The sequence below is a fragment of the Cyanobium sp. ATX-6F1 genome (assembly GCF_047395825.1).
In the GTDB taxonomy this organism is placed as follows: domain Bacteria; phylum Cyanobacteriota; class Cyanobacteriia; order PCC-6307; family Cyanobiaceae; genus ATX-6F1.
The window spans coordinates 1,380,274-1,397,944 of sequence record NZ_JBCEBF010000001.1 but is presented as its reverse complement, the minus strand read 5'-3'; the positions used below and the strand labels follow the sequence as shown (position 1 = coordinate 1,397,944).

General features: G+C 69.7%; 12 protein-coding genes and 7 pseudogenes. 10 read left to right on the top strand and 9 right to left on the bottom strand.

What is annotated here, in order from left to right; genetic code table 11:
- Window positions 1-9: 9 nt before the first annotated feature.
- Together AAF143_RS08110 and AAF143_RS08105 are read right to left on the bottom strand one after the other, a co-directional pair.
- On the bottom strand, window positions 10-198 hold the full coding sequence (locus AAF143_RS08110) for a hypothetical protein (RefSeq protein WP_255008042.1): 189 nt from the start codon (window positions 196-198) through the stop codon (window positions 10-12).
- 91 nt (window positions 199-289) lie between these two features.
- Window positions 290-2,633 (bottom strand): annotated as a pseudogene (locus AAF143_RS08105) (RelA/SpoT family protein).
- A 241-nt stretch (window positions 2,634-2,874) separates the two neighbouring features.
- Between AAF143_RS08105 and AAF143_RS08100 the strand changes: the two are divergent.
- A pseudogene (locus tag AAF143_RS08100) lies at window positions 2,875-4,512 on the top strand (dipeptide ABC transporter ATP-binding protein).
- A gap of 37 nt (window positions 4,513-4,549) precedes the next feature.
- Here AAF143_RS08100 and AAF143_RS08095 read toward each other — a convergent pair.
- The 3 genes and pseudogenes from AAF143_RS08095 to AAF143_RS08085 form a co-directional block, all read right to left on the bottom strand.
- A pseudogene (locus AAF143_RS08095) lies at window positions 4,550-5,491 on the bottom strand (RluA family pseudouridine synthase).
- On the bottom strand, window positions 5,488-6,456 hold the full coding sequence (gene ylqF / locus AAF143_RS08090) for a ribosome biogenesis GTPase YlqF (protein ID WP_255008035.1): 969 nt from the start codon (window positions 6,454-6,456) through the stop codon (window positions 5,488-5,490). Before ylqF ends, AAF143_RS08095 begins: the two are co-directional and overlap by 4 nt.
- Complete coding sequence (locus AAF143_RS08085; protein ID WP_255008210.1) at window positions 6,456-6,839, bottom strand: universal stress protein; 384 nt, start codon at window positions 6,837-6,839, stop codon at window positions 6,456-6,458. Before AAF143_RS08085 ends, ylqF begins: the two co-directional genes overlap by 1 nt.
- Before the next feature lie 99 nt (window positions 6,840-6,938).
- Between AAF143_RS08085 and AAF143_RS08080 the strand changes: the two are divergent.
- Window positions 6,939-8,142: pseudogene (locus AAF143_RS08080) on the top strand (phosphoglycerate kinase).
- Window positions 8,143-8,221: 79 nt separating this feature from the next.
- Here the strand turns inward: AAF143_RS08080 and AAF143_RS08075 are convergent.
- Window positions 8,222-8,677, bottom strand: a complete 456-nt coding sequence (locus AAF143_RS08075; protein ID WP_255008032.1) for a hypothetical protein — start codon at window positions 8,675-8,677, stop codon at window positions 8,222-8,224.
- A gap of 72 nt (window positions 8,678-8,749) precedes the next feature.
- Between AAF143_RS08075 and AAF143_RS08070 the strand changes: the two are divergent.
- Window positions 8,750-9,687 (top strand): annotated as a pseudogene (locus tag AAF143_RS08070) (NAD(P)-dependent oxidoreductase).
- On the opposite strand, the gene AAF143_RS08065 reads toward AAF143_RS08070, so the two are convergent.
- The gene (locus AAF143_RS08065; protein WP_255008029.1) at window positions 9,677-10,462 is read right to left on the bottom strand and encodes a hypothetical protein; all 786 of its coding nucleotides are present in this window, start codon (window positions 10,460-10,462) and stop codon (window positions 9,677-9,679) included. The pseudogene AAF143_RS08070 and the gene AAF143_RS08065 sit on opposite strands and share 11 nt — an antisense overlap.
- A 67-nt stretch (window positions 10,463-10,529) precedes the next feature.
- On the opposite strand from AAF143_RS08065, the pseudogene AAF143_RS08060 reads away from it, so the two are divergent.
- A pseudogene (locus AAF143_RS08060) lies at window positions 10,530-11,611 on the top strand (UDP-N-acetylglucosamine--N-acetylmuramyl-(pentapeptide) pyrophosphoryl-undecaprenol N-acetylglucosamine transferase).
- Here the strand turns inward: AAF143_RS08060 and AAF143_RS08055 are convergent.
- Window positions 11,595-12,687: pseudogene (locus AAF143_RS08055) on the bottom strand (pyridoxal phosphate-dependent aminotransferase). The pseudogenes AAF143_RS08060 and AAF143_RS08055 overlap by 17 nt on opposite strands.
- A gap of 47 nt (window positions 12,688-12,734) precedes the next feature.
- Here AAF143_RS08055 and AAF143_RS08050 point away from each other — a divergent pair.
- The 5 genes from AAF143_RS08050 (at window position 12,735) to AAF143_RS08030 (ending at window position 17,050) form a co-directional block, all read left to right on the top strand.
- Window positions 12,735-13,673, top strand: coding sequence for an AAA family ATPase (locus AAF143_RS08050; protein ID WP_255008021.1), 939 nt, complete (start codon window positions 12,735-12,737; stop codon window positions 13,671-13,673).
- 50 nt (window positions 13,674-13,723) lie between these two features.
- Window positions 13,724-13,939, top strand: a complete 216-nt coding sequence (locus tag AAF143_RS08045; protein WP_414026765.1) for a hypothetical protein — start codon at window positions 13,724-13,726, stop codon at window positions 13,937-13,939.
- Window positions 13,940-13,956: 17 nt separating this feature from the next.
- Window positions 13,957-14,271, top strand: coding sequence for a hypothetical protein (locus AAF143_RS08040; RefSeq protein WP_414026764.1), 315 nt, complete (start codon window positions 13,957-13,959; stop codon window positions 14,269-14,271).
- Window positions 14,272-14,405: 134 nt separating this feature from the next.
- A complete protein-coding gene (locus tag AAF143_RS08035) occupies window positions 14,406-16,709 on the top strand; it encodes a Calx-beta domain-containing protein (protein ID WP_414026763.1) in 2,304 nt (767 codons plus the stop codon).
- Window positions 16,706-17,050: a hypothetical protein gene (locus AAF143_RS08030; protein WP_414026762.1), complete on the top strand. Its 345-nt coding sequence runs from the start codon at window positions 16,706-16,708 to the stop codon at window positions 17,048-17,050. The genes AAF143_RS08035 and AAF143_RS08030 overlap by 4 nt, the downstream gene beginning before the upstream one ends.
- A gap of 4 nt (window positions 17,051-17,054) precedes the next feature.
- On the opposite strand, the gene AAF143_RS08025 is transcribed toward AAF143_RS08030, so the two are convergent.
- Complete coding sequence (locus AAF143_RS08025) at window positions 17,055-17,219, bottom strand: hypothetical protein (RefSeq protein ID WP_414026761.1); 165 nt, start codon at window positions 17,217-17,219, stop codon at window positions 17,055-17,057.
- On the opposite strand from AAF143_RS08025, the gene AAF143_RS08020 reads away from it, so the two are divergent.
- Entirely contained in the window at window positions 17,211-17,663 is a 453-nt protein-coding gene (locus AAF143_RS08020) for a DUF58 domain-containing protein (protein ID WP_414026760.1), read from the top strand. The genes AAF143_RS08025 and AAF143_RS08020 overlap by 9 nt on opposite strands.
- The last annotated feature ends 8 nt before the right edge of the window (window positions 17,664-17,671 follow it).

Here is a 17,671-nt window from a genome sequence, read left to right as displayed (position 1 = left end):
GACAGCCCCTCAGCCGGCAGAAGGCGTCGGGCAGAGCACCAGATCGATCTCCGGGCCGCTGGGGTGGCGCCACTCGCGGAATTCCGCCTCCAGGGCCTGGCATTCCGCCCCCTGATGGCTCAACTGCAGGTGCTCAAGGCGGAGATGCACCAGATCGAGGGTGTCATCCAGCAGGGCGGCGGCTTGCTCAGAGGTCATGGGACGCGACTCCTGAAATGGGTTGAGCCTGTCTAGCCAGCGCTTCCCGGAGCTGATGTGACCAAAGGCACGGCTTCAGGGGCTCCACACCTCAGCCGATGCCCGTGCGGCAGAGATCGAGCACATCCGCCATCGAGCGGATCTGGTCCATGGTGGTGCCCAGCTGGGCGGCACTGGTGAGTTCCACCCGCAGGTCGATGCGGGCCGGCTTGCCGGGGTTGGTGCGCACGCGCGCATCGCTGACGTTGATGCGGCTGTCGGAGAGGCGCGTGAGGATGTCTTTCAAGACCCCGACGCGATCGAGCACCTCGATGCGCAACTGCACCGGGTAACGGCGGCGCACGGGATCCACCAGGGGGTTCCAGCGCACCGGCAGCCGCCGGTCGACCGGCACCGGGCTGATGTTGGGGCAGTCCTGGCGATGGATGGTGATGCCGTGGTTGCCAAGGGCAACCGTGCCCAGGATCGCCTCCCCGGGCAGGGGGCTGCAGCAACCACCGATGCGGTATTCGAGCCCCTCGAGCCCCAGGATCGGGCTGGCGGTGGAGGTCTCGTTCGGCGCAGGGGCGCTCTCCGCCTGGGCCGACACCGTGCGAGCCAGTTCCTCGTTGCTGAGCACCGGAGCGGCCACCGCCGTGGCCAGGCGGATCTCCTCCCGCAGCCGGTTCACCACCTGCTGCAGGGTGACGCCCCCGAAGCCCAGGGAGGCCAGCAGATCGTCGGTGCCGATGAGGTTGCAGCGGCGGGCCACCTTGGCCATGGCCGGTCCGTTGAGCAGGGCATCGAAGCCGTCGCGGCCGAGTTCGCGCTCCAGCAGCTCCCGCCCGCGGAGGATGTTCTCCTCCCGGTGACTGCGCTTGTACCACTGGCGGATGCGGTTCCGCGCCGTGGGGGTGGCGACGAAGTTGAGCCAATCGAGGCTGGGGTGGGCCGACTTGGCGTTGAGGATCTGCACGAAATCGCCGTTCTGCAGCGGCGTGGCCAGGGGGCAGAGGCGGTCGTTGATGCGCACCCCCTGGCAGTGATTGCCCACCTCCGAGTGGATCCGGTAGGCGAAATCCACCGCCGTGGAACCTTTGCGCAACCCCACCACATCACCGCTGGGGGTGAACACAAACACCTCCTCATCGAACAGGTCTTCCTTGATCGAGGCCAGGTAGTCGCTGCTGTCGGCGCCGCCGTCGTCCTTCTGCCAGTCGACCAGCTGCCGCAGCCAGTTGAAGCGCTCGGTGTCGCCGGCGGCGGGGAGCCCCCTCCTTGTATTTCCAGTGGGCGGCGATGCCGTATTCGGCCACCTGGTGCATGTCGGCGGTGCGGATCTGCACCTCGATCGGCCGGTGGCGGCCGATCACCGCCGTGTGCAGGGATTGGTAGCCGTTGGGCTTGGGCAGACCGATGTAGTCCTTGAAGCGGCCGGGGATCGGGCGGAAGGTGTCGTGCACCACGGCCAGGGCGCGATAACAGGCCTCGTCGCTCGGGGTCAGGATGCGAAGGGCCGCCACGTCGTAGATCTCGTGGAAGGCCTTCTGCTGGCGCTGCATCTTGCTCCAGATGCCGTAGAGGTGCTTCGGCCTGCCGCTCACGTCACAGGCCTCCAACCCCACCGCCGCCAGCCGGTCGCGCAGCAGTTGCACGGTGACCGCCAGGCGATCCTCCCGGTCGCTGCGCTTGCTGGCCACCTGCTGCTGGATCTCGCGGAAGGCCTCGGGCTCGAGCACCTTGAAGGCCAGATCCTCCAGTTCCCACTTGAGCCGGCCGATCCCCAGCCGGTTGGCCAGGGGGCCGTAGATCTCGCGGGTCTCGCGGGCGATGCGCTGCTGCTTCTCCGGCGCCAGCGCCGCAATCGTGCGCATGTTGTGGAGCCGGTCGGCCAGCTTCACCAGCACCACCCGGATGTCGCTGGCCATGGCCAGGAACATGCGTCGCAGGTTCTCCGCCTGGGCCTCGGTGCGGTTGGTGAAATGGATGCCCCCCAGCTTGGTGACCCCCTCCACCAGCGCCCGCACCTCAGGGCCGAAATGCTGCTCGAGCTGCTCGGGGGTGACGCCTGTGTCCTCGACCACATCGTGGAGGAACCCGGCGGCGATCACGCTGGGGCTGGCACCGATCTCCCGCAACAGATCAGCGACCGCCACCGGATGAACGATGTAGGGCTCGCCGCTGGCCCGCATCTGACCGTCATGGAGCTGGTAGGCGAAATCGAAGGCGGCGGCCAGCAGGCGCTGATTGGCTGTTGCGAGCGGATGGGCTGTTGCGGGCGGATGAGCGGTTGCCGGCTGGGCCTCGCTGGCGGTGGCGGGAGCCCCGGGGGCGCGAGCTGGGGAAGACGGCTGGGACTGCTCCAAAGCGCGCCGCAGCCACTCCGGCAGCGGAATCGCGTAGTCGTCGGCGGAACGGCGCCCAGAGCCGAAGGCCACCACCAAGGTCCCGCTCACCGGGGGATGTCCAGCAGGCGCTTCGGCAGGGGGATCGACGCGATCGGCATCAACAACCGCCCGATCTTCCAGATCCCCATCGTCGAGAGCGAGATCTTCGGCGAGAAGATCGTCGGCGACAAGATCTTCGACAGCCGTGGCCTGGGCCGCTTCGAGCATTTCACCCTGCGGATTCATCCATCGTATTGGGGCGCCGAAACATTTGGCCGGATGTGCGGGTCCCGGCATCCAAGCTGGGGGAATGGCCACCATTTCCGCCACCGATCCGGTGTTGCTGATCCGCGATCTGGTGGTGCAGTACCCGCCCGCGGCCGGATCGGAGCGGGAAGCCTTGGTTCCCACCCTCGACGGCCTGAACCTGAGCCTGGCCCGGGGCGAGCGGCTGGCCCTGGTGGGCCCCTCGGGCTGCGGCAAGAGCACTGTGGCCCGGGCGGTGCTGCAGCTGCTGCCAAGCGGCAGCCGTTGCGAGGGCACCCTGCTGCTGGCGGGCACCGATCCGCGGCTGCTGCGGCAGGGGGCACTGCGCCAGCTCCGTGGTGAAGCCGTGGGGCTGGTCTTCCAGGACCCGATGACCCGGCTCAACCCGCTGCTCACGGTGGGGGAGCACCTGAACGACACCCTCGCGGCCCACCGCCCCCTGTGGAAACGCCGCCAGCGCCGGCAGCGCGCCGAGGAGCTCCTGGCCCGAGTCGGCATCGAGGCGGAGCGCTACGGCAGCTACCCCCATGAATTCAGCGGCGGCATGCGCCAGCGGCTGGCCATCGCCCTGGCCATGGCCCTGGAACCGCCCCTGGTGATCGCCGATGAGCCCACCACCAGCCTGGATGTGGCGGTGGCCGCCCAGGTGATGGCCGAACTCAGCCGCCTCTGCCAGGAGGCGGGCAGCGCCCTGCTGCTGATCAGCCACGACCTGGCGCTGGCGGGCCGCTGGTGCGATCGCATCGCCGTGCTCGATCAGGGCCGGCTGGTGGAGGAGGCCCCCGCCACCCAACTGCTCACCCGCCCCCGGGCCCCCCTCAGCCAGCGGCTGCTGGCGGCCGCCCGCGCCCGCGAGGGCACCCCCACCCCAGCCCCCAGCGAGGCACCGCTGCTGCTGGAGCTGGAGAACCTGCGCTGCTGGCACCCGCTGCCCTCATTGCCTTGGAACCCCCGTTGGCTCAAGGCCGTCGACGGGGTGAGCCTGCAGGTGCGCGAAGGGGAAACCCTCGGCGTGGTCGGGGCCTCGGGCTGCGGCAAGAGCACCCTCTGCCGGGCCCTGATGGGCCTGACGCCGGTGCGGGGCGGATCGGTGCGGCTGCAGGGCCAGGACCTGCTGGCGCTGCGGGGCCGCCTGAGGCGCCGGGCCCGGCGGCGCATTCAGATGGTGTTCCAGGACCCCCTGGCCTGCCTCAACCCGGCCATGGCCGTGGGGGAGGCGATCGCCGATCCCCTTCTGATCCACGGTCTGGCGGGCCGCGCCGAAGCCCGGGCCAGGGCGCGCGCCCAGCTGGCGGCGGTGGGGCTCTCCCCGCCGGAGCGCTACGAGCGGCGCCTGCCCCGGGAGCTCTCGGGGGCAGCAGCAGCGCGTGGCGATCGCCCGCGCCCTGATGCTCGAGCCCCGGGTGCTGCTCTGCGATGAGAGCGTGAGCATGCTCGACGCCGAGGTGCAGGCGGAGGTGCTGGAGTTGTTGCGCTCCCTCCAGCAGCGCCTGGGGCTGGCGATGGTGTTCGTCACCCACGACCTGGCCTTGGCCAGCGGTTTCTGCCAGCGGCTGATCGTGCTGGAGGGGGCAAGATCGTGGAGCAGGGGCCGGGCGATCAGCTGCTGGAGCATCCCCAGGCAGCCATCACCCGGGCCCTGGTGGAGGCCTCCCCGCGGTTGCCGTCGCTGGCCACTTGAGCACGGGCTCCCTGGCCCCCTGGATCCCGGCCGGCGCTCAGACGCTGCGCAGCTTCGCCAGCAGGCGCTCGAATGCCGCCGGCAAAGGCGCTTCGAACACCAGGCGCTCGTGGCTGATCGGATGGTCGAGCCCGAGCTGCACCGCATGCAAGGCCTGGCCCGCCAACGGAACCGGCAGTTTGCGGCAACGGCCATAGGTGGCATCCCCGACGATCGGGTGGCCGATGTGGGCGCAGTGGACGCGGATCTGGTGGGTGCGGCCGGTGTCGAGCTTGAAGCGCAGCAGGGAGTAATCGCCCAGCCGCTCCAGCAGCTGCCAGTGGGTGCAGGCATGGCGCCCGGAGGCCTCGGCCACCACGGCGTACTTCTTGCGATCCACCGGGTGGCGCCCGATCGCCCCCACCACCGTGCCCCGCTCGGCGCCCGGGGCCCCATGCACCACCGCCAGGTACTCCCGTGAGGCCACGCGGCTCTGGATCTGGCCCTGCAACTTCACCAGGGCCTCCTGGCTCTTGGCCACCACGATGCAGCCCGTGGTGTCCCTGTCGAGGCGGTGCACGATCCCCGGGCGCAGTTCGCCGCCGATGCCCGGCAGATCAGGGCAGTGGTGCAGCAGGGCGTTCACCAGGGTGCCGTCCCTGTTGCCCGGGGCCGGGTGCACCGTGAGCCCGGCGGGCTTGTTGAGCACGATCAGGTGTTCGTCCTCGAAGAGCACATCCAAGGGGATGTCCTGGGGCAGCAGATAGGGCAGGGGCTCCGGGGGCGGCATCCACAGCTGCACCGCATCGCCCTGGCGCAGGGGGTCTTGGCGCGGCCGGTGACGCCGTTGACCCGCACGTAACCGGCATCGATGAACTTCTGGATCCGGGCGCGGCTCTGCTCGGGCCGCTGGCTCACCAGCCAGCGGTCCAACCGCATCGGCAGCGGCTTGGGGTACTCAAGCGTCAGCAGCTCCCCTCCCCTCGCCGAAGCCGCTCACGCCCCGGCCACCTCCATCCCGGCGGGCTCCAGCTCCGCCGGAGGGAGCTCTGCAGGCGGCGCTTCAAGCACCGGCTCCGGTGGCAGTTCCAGGGCGATCGGCCCCAGCACGCCGCGGCGGAAGTCATCCAGCAGGCGCTGGGCCTGGCGGGCCGTGTCGCCGCTGGTGTGGCGGGCGGCGGCGGCCTCCAGCCACTCGGCCCCATCGGCATGGGCGGCCGGGGCCGCCACGCCATAGCGCCGCTGGAGCAAGCCGGCGGCGATGCCGTTGGCGGGATCGAGCTCCAGCTTCTCCAGCAAGCGCAGAAACGCCCGCGCCACCGCCTCGCCGTCGTAGGCCGCCTGGCCGATGTCGTCGCAGAGGGCCAGCAGCAGGGCCGCCCGCTGGTCTTCGAGCCGGGGCGGCAGCACGCCGGGGGCATCGAGCAGATCCAGGGCCTGGCCCAGGCGCACCCAGCGCAGGGTGCGGGTGACCCCGGCCCGGCGGGCGCTGTCCACGACCTTCTGGCGCACGAGCCGGTTGATCAGCGCCGATTTGCCCACGTTGGGGAAGCCCAGCATCAGCGCCCGCACCGGCCGCGGACGCATGCCCCGACCGGCCCGGCGGGCATTGAGCTGCTCTCCGGCGCGAATCGCCGCCTCCTGCAGCTGCTTGACGCCCGTGCCCACCTTGGCGTCGCACCACCAGGGGGTCTCACCGCGGGCGCGGAACCAGCGATCCCAGGCGATCCGGGCCGCCTCCGGCACCATGTCACGGCGGTTGATCACCAGCAGCCGCTGCTTGCCGTCGGTCCAGCGTTTGAGACGGGGATGGCCGGTGGAGAGGGGAATGCGGGCATCCCGCACCTCGATCACCAGGTCGACCTTGGCCAGCTGAGCCTTGAGCTGGCGCTCGGCTCGGGCGATGTGGCCGGGGTACCACTGGATCGCCGGCGCGCGGCCGCCGGCCTCCCCTGGGCCATCCATCAGGGCACCACCAGCACCGGACAGGGGGCGAGCTGGATCACCCGGGCGGCGGTGCTGGGAACGTCGGCCTCCACGGTCAGCCCCCGGGTGCCCATCACGATCAGATCGGCGTTGATCTCATCGGCCACATCACAAATCACGAAGGCCGGCTTGCCCTGCCGCTCGATCACCTGGGTGGGTACCCCCGCCTCCACGAAGCTGCTGCGGGCCTGCTCCAGCAGCTGGGCCACGGCCTCGGGGTCGTGCATCGCCCCGGGTTCCTCCTCCACCACCGAGAGCACCACCAGGTGGCTTTCATGCTGCCGGGCCAGCTTCAGGGCCGTGGCAACCGCGTCCAGGGCCTGGCGGCTCTGATCAATGGGGAACAGCACCGTTTCAAACATCGCCACGCTCCCGGGTGCCCTTGTCCTAGCGCCCGGGGCCGCCGGCGGCAGAAGGCTGAGGGTTAATGTCGCCCATCCTTTACCCCGAAACCCTCCCCCATGGCGAAGCGCTCCCTGACCAGCCTCACCGCCGACGACCTGCGCGGCAAGCGTGTCCTGGTCCGGGTGGACTTCAACGTACCGCTTGATGATCAGGGGGATCACCGACGACACCCGCATCCGCGCCGCCCTGCCCACGATCAACGACCTCTCTGGCAAGGGCGCCCGGGTGATCCTGGCCGCTCACTTCGGACGTCCCAAGGGCCAGGTGAACGAGGCCATGCGCCTCACCGCCGTCGCTGCGCGGCTGAGCGAACTGCTGGGCAAGCCGCTGGTGAAGACCGAGAGCTGCATCGGCCCCGACGCCGAGGCGAAGGTGGCCGCCCTGGCCGACGGTGACGTGCTGCTGCTGGAGAACGTGCGCTTCTTCGCCGAGGAGGAGGCCAACGACCCCGGCTTCGCCGCCAAGCTCGCCGCTCTGGCCGACGTTTATGTGAACGACGCCTTCGGCGCCGCCCACCGCGCCCACGCCTCCACCGCGGGCGTGACCGCTTACCTGAAGCCCTGCGTGGCCGGTCTGCTGATGGAGAAGGAACTGCAGTATCTGCAGGGTGCCGTCGATGAGCCCAAGCGCCCCCTGGCGGCGATCGTGGGCGGCTCCAAGGTGAGCAGCAAGATCGGTGTGCTTGAAGCCCTGATCGACAAGTGCGACAAGGTGCTGATCGGCGGCGGCATGATTTTCACTTTTTACAAGGCGCGCGGCCTGGCGGTGGGCAAGAGCCTGGTGGAAGAAGACAAACTCGAGCTGGCCAAGGAGCTGGAGGCCAAGGCCAAGGCCAAGGGCGTTCAGCTGCTGCTGCCCACCGATGTGGTCCTGGCCGACAACTTCTCCCCCGACGCCAACAGCCAGATCACATCGATCGAGGCCATCCCCGATGGCTGGATGGGCCTCGACATCGGACCCGATTCGATCCAGGCCTTTCAGGCCGCCCTGGCTGACTGCAAGACGGTGATCTGGAACGGCCCGATGGGCGTGTTCGAGTTCGACAAGTTCGCCGCCGGCACCAACGCCATCGCCCACACCCTGGCGGGCCTGAGCGCCACCGGCTGCTGCACGATCATCGGTGGCGGTGACTCCGTGGCCGCCGTGGAGAAAGTGGGGGTGGCCGAGCAGATGAGCCACATCTCCACCGGCGGCGGCGCCAGCCTGGAGCTGCTGGAGGGCAAGGTGCTGCCCGGCGTGGCGGCCCTTGATGAGGCCTGATCTGAGCGCGGGTTGAGGCCCTCCCGCCCGATCAGCTGAGCCATGGGATCAGCTGGGCTCAGCTCAATCCACCTCGGCCTCACCAGACGGGATTTCCGGCACCCTCAGGGCCAGAGCCAGTCCGCTTTTGGCCATTCCAGCGGCGCGGCTGCGGGGCCGGCAGACCCAGGCGTTGGTACAGCGCGGTCACCTCGGCGCGCTTGCGCTCCATCAGCTCCCGCTGGGCGGAGCGCTCCTGCTGCTGGCACGTGCGCAGGCCATCGAGATCCCTGGCGCCTGAGAGGCAGCGTTCGCTCTGCTGGAGCAACGCGATCCGCTCGGAGGCGGTGCGCAGGGCCATGGATTTACGGCCGCTGAACAGCCCCTCGCGCTGGGCGGGGGTGAGATTGAGGGCCTCTTGGCGTGGGCCCATGGACCCCTGGGGTGTGGGGGCGGTCTGGGCCTGGGCGCCCCCCAGTTGCAGGGCCAGGGCGAGGGCGGCCGCCACCGGTGGCAGCAGCAGGCGTTGAACGGAAACGGAAGAAAAGGCGCGCATGGTGTTGGGCTGGATGACTTCGCCATCCTGTGGAACCCATCCGACTGAATCCCTACCGGGGCCGCGGCGTCCATGACCGAATCTTCCTGGCCCCCGGGCCCCAACGCCCAGAACCCACTGAGCGTGGCCTTTCTTGGCCTTGGAGCCCTGGGCGAACCGATGGCCGCCAACCTGCTGGCGGCGGGCTTTGCGCTCACGGTCCACAACCGCACCCGGGAGCGGGAGGAGCCCCTGGCGGCCAGGGGCGCCCGGCGGGCGGCCACGGCGGCGGCGGCGGCGGCCGACGCCGACCTGCTGGCGATCTGCGTCAGCGATGGCCCCGATGTGGAGGCGGTGCTGTTCGGAGCGGACGGGGCGGCCGAGGGCCTGCGGCCCGGCGCCCTGGTCGTGGATTTCTCCAGCATCGATCCGGCCGTCAGCCAGCAGCTGGCGGCGCGGCTGCGGCTGTTGGGGGTGGCTTACCTCGATGCCCCGGTGACCGGTGGCACCGAAGGGGCCCGCGCCGGCAGCCTCTCGGTGCTCGTGGGCGGCGAGCCGGCCGACCTGGAGCGGGCCCGGCCCCTGCTGGAGGTGGTGGGGGGGCGCCTCACCCACTTCGGGCCGGTGGGCGCGGGCCAGCAGGCCAAGGCCGTGAACCAGGTGCTGGTGGCGGGCAGCTACGCGGCGGTGGCAGAAGCCCTCGCCCTCGCCCGGCGCCTGGGGCTACCGCTGGAGCTGGTGGTGGAGGCCCTCAAGGGCGGCGCGGCGGGATCGTGGGCCCTGGAGCACCGCTCGGGCGCCATGCTGCGGGGCCACTTCCCCTCGGCTTCAAGCTCGCTCTGCACCGCAAGGACCTCACCATCGCCCTGGCCGCCGCCGCTGCCCAAGAGCTGGAGCTGCCGATCAGCGCCAGGGTGGCCGCGATGGAGGACAAGCTGATCGAGGCTGGCTTCGGCGAGGAGGATCTGGCCGCCCTGGCCCGCTGGTACGGGCAGGATCTGGGAGAGGGCCAGGGGCCGCTCAGAGCTTGAGGGCCGCCGAACTGCTCACCACCCGCACCCTTTTGCTGGCGCTGATGATGCCATTGGGATGCACGAGCAGCACTGCCCAGGTCTGGCCGCCGGGCTGATCGGGGGCCAGCACCGTTTTGAACAGGCCACCACCACCGAGGGCCGAGAGGCGCATCTCGGGGCTTTCCTGGGCCTCCACCTGCTGGGGAGTGACCGCCGCGATGCCGCCGGCGGCCACCGCCCCATTGAGGGGTTCGTCGAAGACCACATCCACGTCGTAGCGCTGGCCGGTGAGCACCGCATCGGGGATCAGCAGGCTCACCTTCAGATCGGCGCTGCCGCTGCGCAGGATCGAGTTCTCCTTGAGCAGCTCCTGGGCCGTGATCCGGGATCCACTGCTGGTGACCGCCAGCACCTGTTCCGCCAACAGGCGATAGGCAAAGGGCCCTTCGCTGCGGCTGCCGGTGACGCGCAGGGTGAGGCTGCTGCGGCCATCGGCCAGGGGCGGACCGCTCAGCACCTGCCAGCGGGCGTCGGGGAAACGCTCCTTGAAGCTGCGGCGACGGCCCTCGATCGACGCTGGCACCAGCCCAACACCGGGCTCCAGCACGGCGGCCAGGGCGCCAGGGGCCTCGCTGTTGAGGGCCGCCTCCAGACTCTGCAAGGCAGGCGGCAGCGGCGCCAGCTCGGCGCTGATCCTGGCAGGGGCGGCCGCCTGGGCAGCCCTCGGTGCCGCCGGCAGAGCCAGGGCCGCGGCGGCCAGCAGGGCAGCGAGCCAGGGGCGAAGCAGCGACATGGAGCGCAACGGGGTGACCCTTAAGTTAGGCGCGCTCCCCGCGCCAGCGGCGCTTCAACTGACTTCCATGACGAGGCTTCTGATCGCCGCCAGCGGCACCGGGGGCCATCTCTTCCCCGCCCTGGCGGTCGCCGATGCCCTGCCGTCGAACTGGTCGGTGCGCTGGTTGGGGGTGCCGGACCGGCTGGAGAGGGAGCTGGTGCCCAGCCGCTACCCGCTGCACACCGTGCGGGCGGGCGGCCTCCAGGGCCGGGGCCTGCGCAAGCTCTGCCAACTGCTCCGGCTGCTGCTGGCCAGCCGTGACGTGCGCCGGCTGATCCGGCGGGAGCGGATTGAGCTGGTGTTCAGCACCGGCGGCTACATCGCCGCCCCGGTGATCCTGGCGGCCAGAAGCTGCGGCGTGCCAGTGGTGCTGCACGAATCCAACGGCGTGCCTGGGCGGGTGACGCGGTTGCTGGGGCGGCTGTGCACGCGGGTGGCGGTGGGGCTGCCCGAGGCCCAGCGGCGGCTGCCCCAATGCCACCCCCTGCTCACGGGCACCCCCGTGCGCCGAGCCTTCCTGGAGCCCGCCGCGCTTCCGGCCTGGGTGCCCCCTGGGGAGGGCCCGCTGCTGCTGGTGATGGGCGGCAGCCAGGGGGCCGTGGGGCTCAACCGGATGCTGCGACCCCTGCTCCCCGCCCTGCTGGAAGCCGGTGTGCGGGTGGTGCACCTCAGCGGCAGCAGCGACCCGGAGGCGGGCCGTTTCCAGCAGCCGCTCTACCTGGAGCGCCCCTTCAGCGATGACATGCCAGGCCTGCTGCAGCACGCCGATCTGGTGATCAGCCGCGCCGGCGCCGGCAGCCTGGCCGAGCTGGCGGTGAGCGGGGCGCCCGCGATCCTGGTGCCCTTCCCCCAGGCCGCCGACCGCCACCAGGACGCCAATGCGGCGGCGGCGGCGGCCCTGGGGGCGGCGGTGATCGTCTGGCAGCACCCGCCGGAGCAGAAGGCCCTGGGCGAGGCGATCTGGCATCTGTTGGGGCCGCGGCTGCGGGGGTCGATGGCGCCGCCGACCCCCTGCTCAGCCTGCGGCAGGGCATGGAGCGCCTGGCGGTGCGCGATGCCGACCAGCGGCTGGTGGCCCTGCTGGCGGAGCTCAGGCCCCCTGCCTGAGCTCCCAGGCCAGGGCCCGCAGGATCCGCCCGTTGCCGCCGCGGTTTTGGAGGCCGATCCGCAGCCACTCGGGGCCCAGCCCCTCGAAGGAGCGACCATCGCGCAGCAGCACCCGGTGCTGGCGCTCCAGCCGCTCGCGCAGGGGCACCAGGGAACTCTCTCCACGCACCAGCAGGAAATTGGCGGCCGATGGCAAGGGATAGAGCCCGCTCAAGGCCGCCAAGCGCTGGCGCAGCCACGGCCCCTCGGAGCCCACCCAGCGGCGCACCCGCCGGGGCCAGCGGCCATCAGCCAGCAAGGCCTCCCCAGCGGCAGCGGCCAGGGCGTTCACCGGCCAGGGGTCCCGCCAACCGCTCCAGCGCCCCAGCCGCTCCGGCGCGGCCACGGCGTAGCCCAAGCGCAGGCCCGCAATCGCAAACAGTTTGGTGAGGCTGCGGATCACCACCAGGTTGGGGTGATCGGCCACCAGGGGGATGAGCGATTCGCACTCGCCTCCTGGCACCAGGGGCAGAAAAGCCTCATCGACGATCACCAGGGCAAAGCGCCCCAGCAGCGCCTCGAGGCTGGCGCGCGACCACAGCTGGCCGGTGGGGTTGTGGGGGTTGGTCACCCACAGCACCTCGGCGGGGGCCAGCGCGGGGCCCGGATCCGGAAACGCCTGGGGCCAGGCGTCGGGCCACTCCAGGGCCAGGGGCAGCCGCCGCCAGGCGCCCCCCAGCAAGCCAGGGCGCGTTCGTAGTCGGCGAAGCCCGGCGCAGGCAGCACGCTGACACCAGCGGCCGCGGCCTCCCGCGCCACCCAGGTGAACAGCTCGGCGGCGCCGTTACCGGGCAGCACCTGAGCCGGCTCCAGGTCATGGAGGCGGGCGATTGCCCCGCGCAGGGAGGCGTAGGTGCGGTCGGGGTAGGCCCGCAGCGGCGCGGACCGCAGGGCCCGCAGCAGGGCGGCGGGGGCGCGAAGGGCACCAGGGAGGCGCTGGCATCCAACAGCTGGTCGGGGCGGCAGCCCAGGCGGCGGGCGGTGGCCGCCAGGTTGCCGCCGTGGCGCTCGATCGGTTCGGAGCCTGCGCTGGACACGGATCGGGGCGGCAACACCCCTAGCCTGACGCCACCTGCGCCGGTCCATGAGTTCCCTGGTCTCCGTCGTGGCCCAGATCAGTCGGGTGCTGCTCGGCAAGGAACGCCAGGTGCAGCTGGCCGTGAGCGCTCTGGTGGCCGGCGGGCACCTGCTGTTCGAAGACCTGCCCGGCATGGGCAAGACCACCCTCGCCGAGGCCCTGGCCCGCAGTTTCGGCCTGGATTTCCGCCGGGTGCATTTCACCAGCGATCTGCTGCCGGCCGATCTCACCGGCATCCGTCTGTTCGATCAGACCCAGGGGAGCTTCCGCTTTGAGCCGGGCCCGCTGTTTGCCCAGGTACTGCTGGCGGACGAGATCAACCGGGCCAGCCCCCGCACCCAGAGCGCCCTGCTGGAGGCGATGGCGGCCGGTCGGGTGAGCGTGGATGGCACCAGCCACCCGCTGCCCCAGCCCTTCTTCGTGATCGCCACCCAGAACGGCCTCGATCAATCCGGCACCGCCCCGCTGCCGGAATCCCAGCTCGACCGCTTCTTGATGCGGCTCAGCCTGGGCTTCCCGGCTCGGGAGGCGGAACGGGCGTTGCTGGCGGGTGAGGGCCTGGCGCTGACCGATCTGCCCACCTTGCTGAGCCCGCAGCAACTCCAGGAGGAACAGGCGCGCTGCCGCCGTCAGCACGCCTCGCCGGCCCTGCTGGATTACGTGCTCGATCTGGTGGCCCAGAGCCGCAAGGCGGGGCCCGGAACCGGGAACCTTGCCGGGAACTTTGCCGGCAGCAGTGCGGCGCTCTCACCCCGGGCGGCCCAGGGGTTGCTGCAGGCGGCCCGGGCCTGGTCGCTGATCGAGGGTCGCGATTTCGTCAAACCAGGCGACGTGCAGGCGGTGTTCGCGGCGGTGTGTGAACACCGCCTCGATGGGGGCGAGCCCCGGGGGGCGGAAGGCACCCTCAGCCGCCCGTTGCTGGAGGCGGTGGATGGCGTGCGTTAGGGGAGCACCAGCAGTAGTTTGAGGTTCACGGTGAACCTGATCGCAAGGCCATGGCGCGCACCACTGCAACGGTTGACTGGCTGCTCGATCAGCTCAACCCTGGAGGCTCCGGGCGTAGCCGCCGCGACCCGATCAGCCTCGGCGGCCTCGACACCAATCCCCTGGCTGGGGTGGGCGATCAGCGATTCGCCCGGGAGGATCCAATCACCGGCAGCGACGCCCCCTCCCTCCGCTCAGCACACCGCCGCGGCCCTTCGAGAGCCTGACGCAGCCGCTCCTGGCCGTGGACAAGGCCTCCCCGACGCCACCGCTGGCGGCTGAGAATCGTCCCGATGCGATTCCCGAGGCCGGTGGCTGGGCCCCCTCCGGCGCGCTGACGTCCCACACCGCTTCAGCCCAGTTCAAGGCGGCTGAACCCAGCGTCTGCCGCTGCCCGGCCTGCTCCACTCTCCGCGTCAGTGGCGGCGCCGTCGAAGCCGCCACAACGGCCGTGGCCGCCGCCGGCACGGTGGCGTCCCTCAGCCTGCTCGACACCTTCAAGCTCCACAGCAACCCCTGGCGACAAAGTCGATCTACCTGGACTTCGATGGCCATCTGATTCCGGCTGGATCCGCCTGGAGCAACGGCTACAACGGCGGCAACGCCATCAACGCCCCCGCTTGGTCGATCGATGCTGATCCCAACAACTTCAACGATCAGGAACGGGCACTGATCCAGAAAATCTGGCAACGGGTGGCCGAAGACTTCGCACCATTCAACATTGATGTCACCACGGAGTATCTCGGCGAGGCCTTTCTCACACGAAGCAGCATCGGCGACCAGATCTACGGCACCCGTGCCTTAATCAGCCCGATCAGCAGCTACTTCGGAAACTACGGAGGCATCGCCTATGTGAATGTCTTTGACTCCGTTGGCGACACTTACAAACCAGCTCTTATCTTCCCGGAGAATCTCGGGCCCAACGGTGAAAAATACATTGCCGAAGCCATCAGCCATGAGGTTGGGCACAACCTCGGCCTGAGCCATGACGGCACCGCCACCCAGGGCTACTACAGCGGCCAGGGATCGGGCGAAACCGGTTGGGCACCGATCATGGGCGTTGGTTATTACCAGCCCCTCAGCCAGTGGAGCAAGGGTGAGTACATCGGGGCGAACCAAAAGCAAGATGATCTTGCGATCATCGCCAGCCAGAGCACTTACCGGTCTGATGCCTCAGGTAATACTGCCGCAACCGCAAGTTCCCTGGGAGTGAACGGATCAAATGCCACCTATGCCTCTCTGGTGGATGTCTTTCAATTCGGAATCATCGAAACCCGGAGCGATCTGGACTGGTACGGATTCACCACCGGAGTCGGCACAATCTCCTTCTCAGTTGGGAGCATCACCCAGGCCTTCATCAATACCGGTGGCAGTTATCTGAGCAGCTACGTCACGGCTCCTGGCGGCAGCACCAACCTGGACATCTGGGCAGGCCTCTACGCATCAAACGGCACTAAATTGTATGAATCCAATCCCCAGTATGGCCTGGGAGCCAGCTTCAGTTACGACATCTCCATCGCTGGCACCTATTACCTCGCCATCGATGGGGTCGGTGAAGGTAATCCCCTGATGACCGGCTACAGCGATTACGGCAGCCTGGGCCAGTACCTGATCAGCGGCACGATCGTGGCCACGGCGGCCCTACCCGGGATCGTCGTCACTCCCACCTCCGGGCTCACCACAACTGAAGCGGGCGGCACAGCGAGCTTCAGCGTCGTGCTCGCCAGCGCACCGACGGCCAATGTGAGCATCAGCGTCAGCAGCACCAAGACCAACGAAGGCACGCCCGATAAGTCGACTCTCACTTTCACCACCAGTAACTGGAACGTCGCCCAGACCGTCATCGTCACCGGAGTCGACGATCAACTGGTCGATGGCCCCCAGCCCTACGCGGTGACCCTGACCAGTGCCTCCGGAGATTCCGCCTACCAGGGCGTGAGCAGCAGCGTCAGCCTCACCAACCTCGACAACGATCTGCCGGTGCTGAGCCTCTCGTCCGCCCAGACCATGGTCGAGGGACTGAACACCAGCGTTACCTACACCGTCAGCCTCTCGTCGGCAAACCCCGCCGGTGTGACGACAACAGTGAGCTACGCCACCGCCACCGCCAACGGCACCGCCACCGCCGGCTTCGACTACACCGCCACCAGCGGCAGCCTCAGCTTCGCCGCCGGCGAAACGTACAAGACCATCACCGTCGCCCTGCTCAACGACAACAGCTACGAAGCCGACGAAAGCTTCACCCTCAGCCTCTCGGCTCCCACCAATGCTGCCCTGGGGACCCCCAGCAGCGTCACCACCACCCTCACCGACACCCTGGTGGCCACAAGCACCACCACCTTGGCCGCTGGTATCGAGAACCTCAGCCTGAGCGGCAACGCCGCCATCGACGGCACGGGCAACAGCGGCGCCAACGTGATCACAGGCAACATCGCCGCCAACCTGCTCAAGGGCGGCGGCGGCCTCGACACGCTCACCGGCCTTGACGGCACCGACAGCTTCGACCTGAGCGGAATCAGTAGCGCCGCCAACCGCTGCACGATCACCGATTTCAACCTCGACCCTGTCACGGGAGAGACCATCCGCCTCTCCGACAGCCTCACCAGCCGCAGCGGCAGCAGCGCCAGCCTGGCCAGCATCAGCGGGGCCACCACCAGCTACAACCTGAATACCGGCCCTACGGGCAGCGACATCTTCGCCTTCAACTTCGATTCCTCCGCAACCTTGGCGGGCGTCACCAATGGGACGGCCCTGCTGGATGGCCTGATCGGGAGCGGCAGCGCCACGCTGAAAACCAGCACCAGAGGCGGCAAGGGCTATCTGCTCGCCTACGACAACGACAACGCCTTCCTCTACGCCTTCAACGCCGGTGGTGGCAATTCCACCAACTCCACCACGGTGAGCGCCAACGAAATCGCCCTGATCGGCACCTTCGACAACATCAGCGCGATCAATCCCGTTGATGCCTTCGTGCAGAGCAACTTCAACCTGGTTTGAGCCCCCGTCCCGCCGCAGCGGCGCCCCGTGAGCGCTTCCCCGATCGCCTGATCCGGCCCCGGGGAGGCCCGGAGTTGCTGCTGGGCCTGCGCAACCTCTACATCTTGCCGACGCGGTTCGGCTGGCTCTGGCTGCTGAGCTGCCTGGTGCTCTACCTGCTGGGAATCAATGGCGGCAGCAACGGCCCGCTGCTGCTGGGGTTTCTGGGCACGGGACTGTTCCTGATCAGCCTGCACCTCACCCAGTTCAACCTGCAGGGGCTGCGCCTGCGCTGCGGCGAACCGGCGGGGGCTTCGCCGGCGAGCCCCTGGCCTACCCACTGCAGCTCAACAGCCGAGTGAACCGCTACGGCGTCCAGATCCAGTTCAGGGCCAGCGGCGGGCCGATCACGACGCTGACGGTGCCAGCAGGGGACGAAACGATCGCCGTGGCCTGGAGTTCCCCCCAGCGGGGGAGCAGCGCCCGGGGCGACTGCGGATCTGGTCCACGGCGCCCCTGGGGTTGTTCCACTGCTGGAGCGTCTGGGAGCCGAGCGCTCCCCAGCTGGTCTACCCCCAGCGGCTGAATGGGCCGGTGGCGGTGGTGGGCGAAGGGGAGAAGGCGGCGGATCAGGCCGCCAGCCAGCGCAACGCCCATGGAAGCGAGGACTGGAGCGAGCTGCGACCCCATCGGCCCCAGGAGGGTCTGGCGCGGCTGGCCTGGAAACAGCTGGCCCGCAGCGGCGGCCGCTACAGCAAGCGCTTCGAGGATCCCGAACCCCGCCACGGGCTGCTCGCCCCCCACCCGGACGCCCCCTGGGAGCGGGCCCTGAGCCAGCTGAGCGCGCGCATTGCCCAGCTCGGCCAGGGCAACGAGGCCTATGGGCTGCGGTTGGGGGAGCTCACCATCCCCATGGGCAGCGGCAAGGCCCACCGGGACCGCTGCCTGCGGGCCCTCGCCCTGGCCCGGCTGTGATCGCGAGA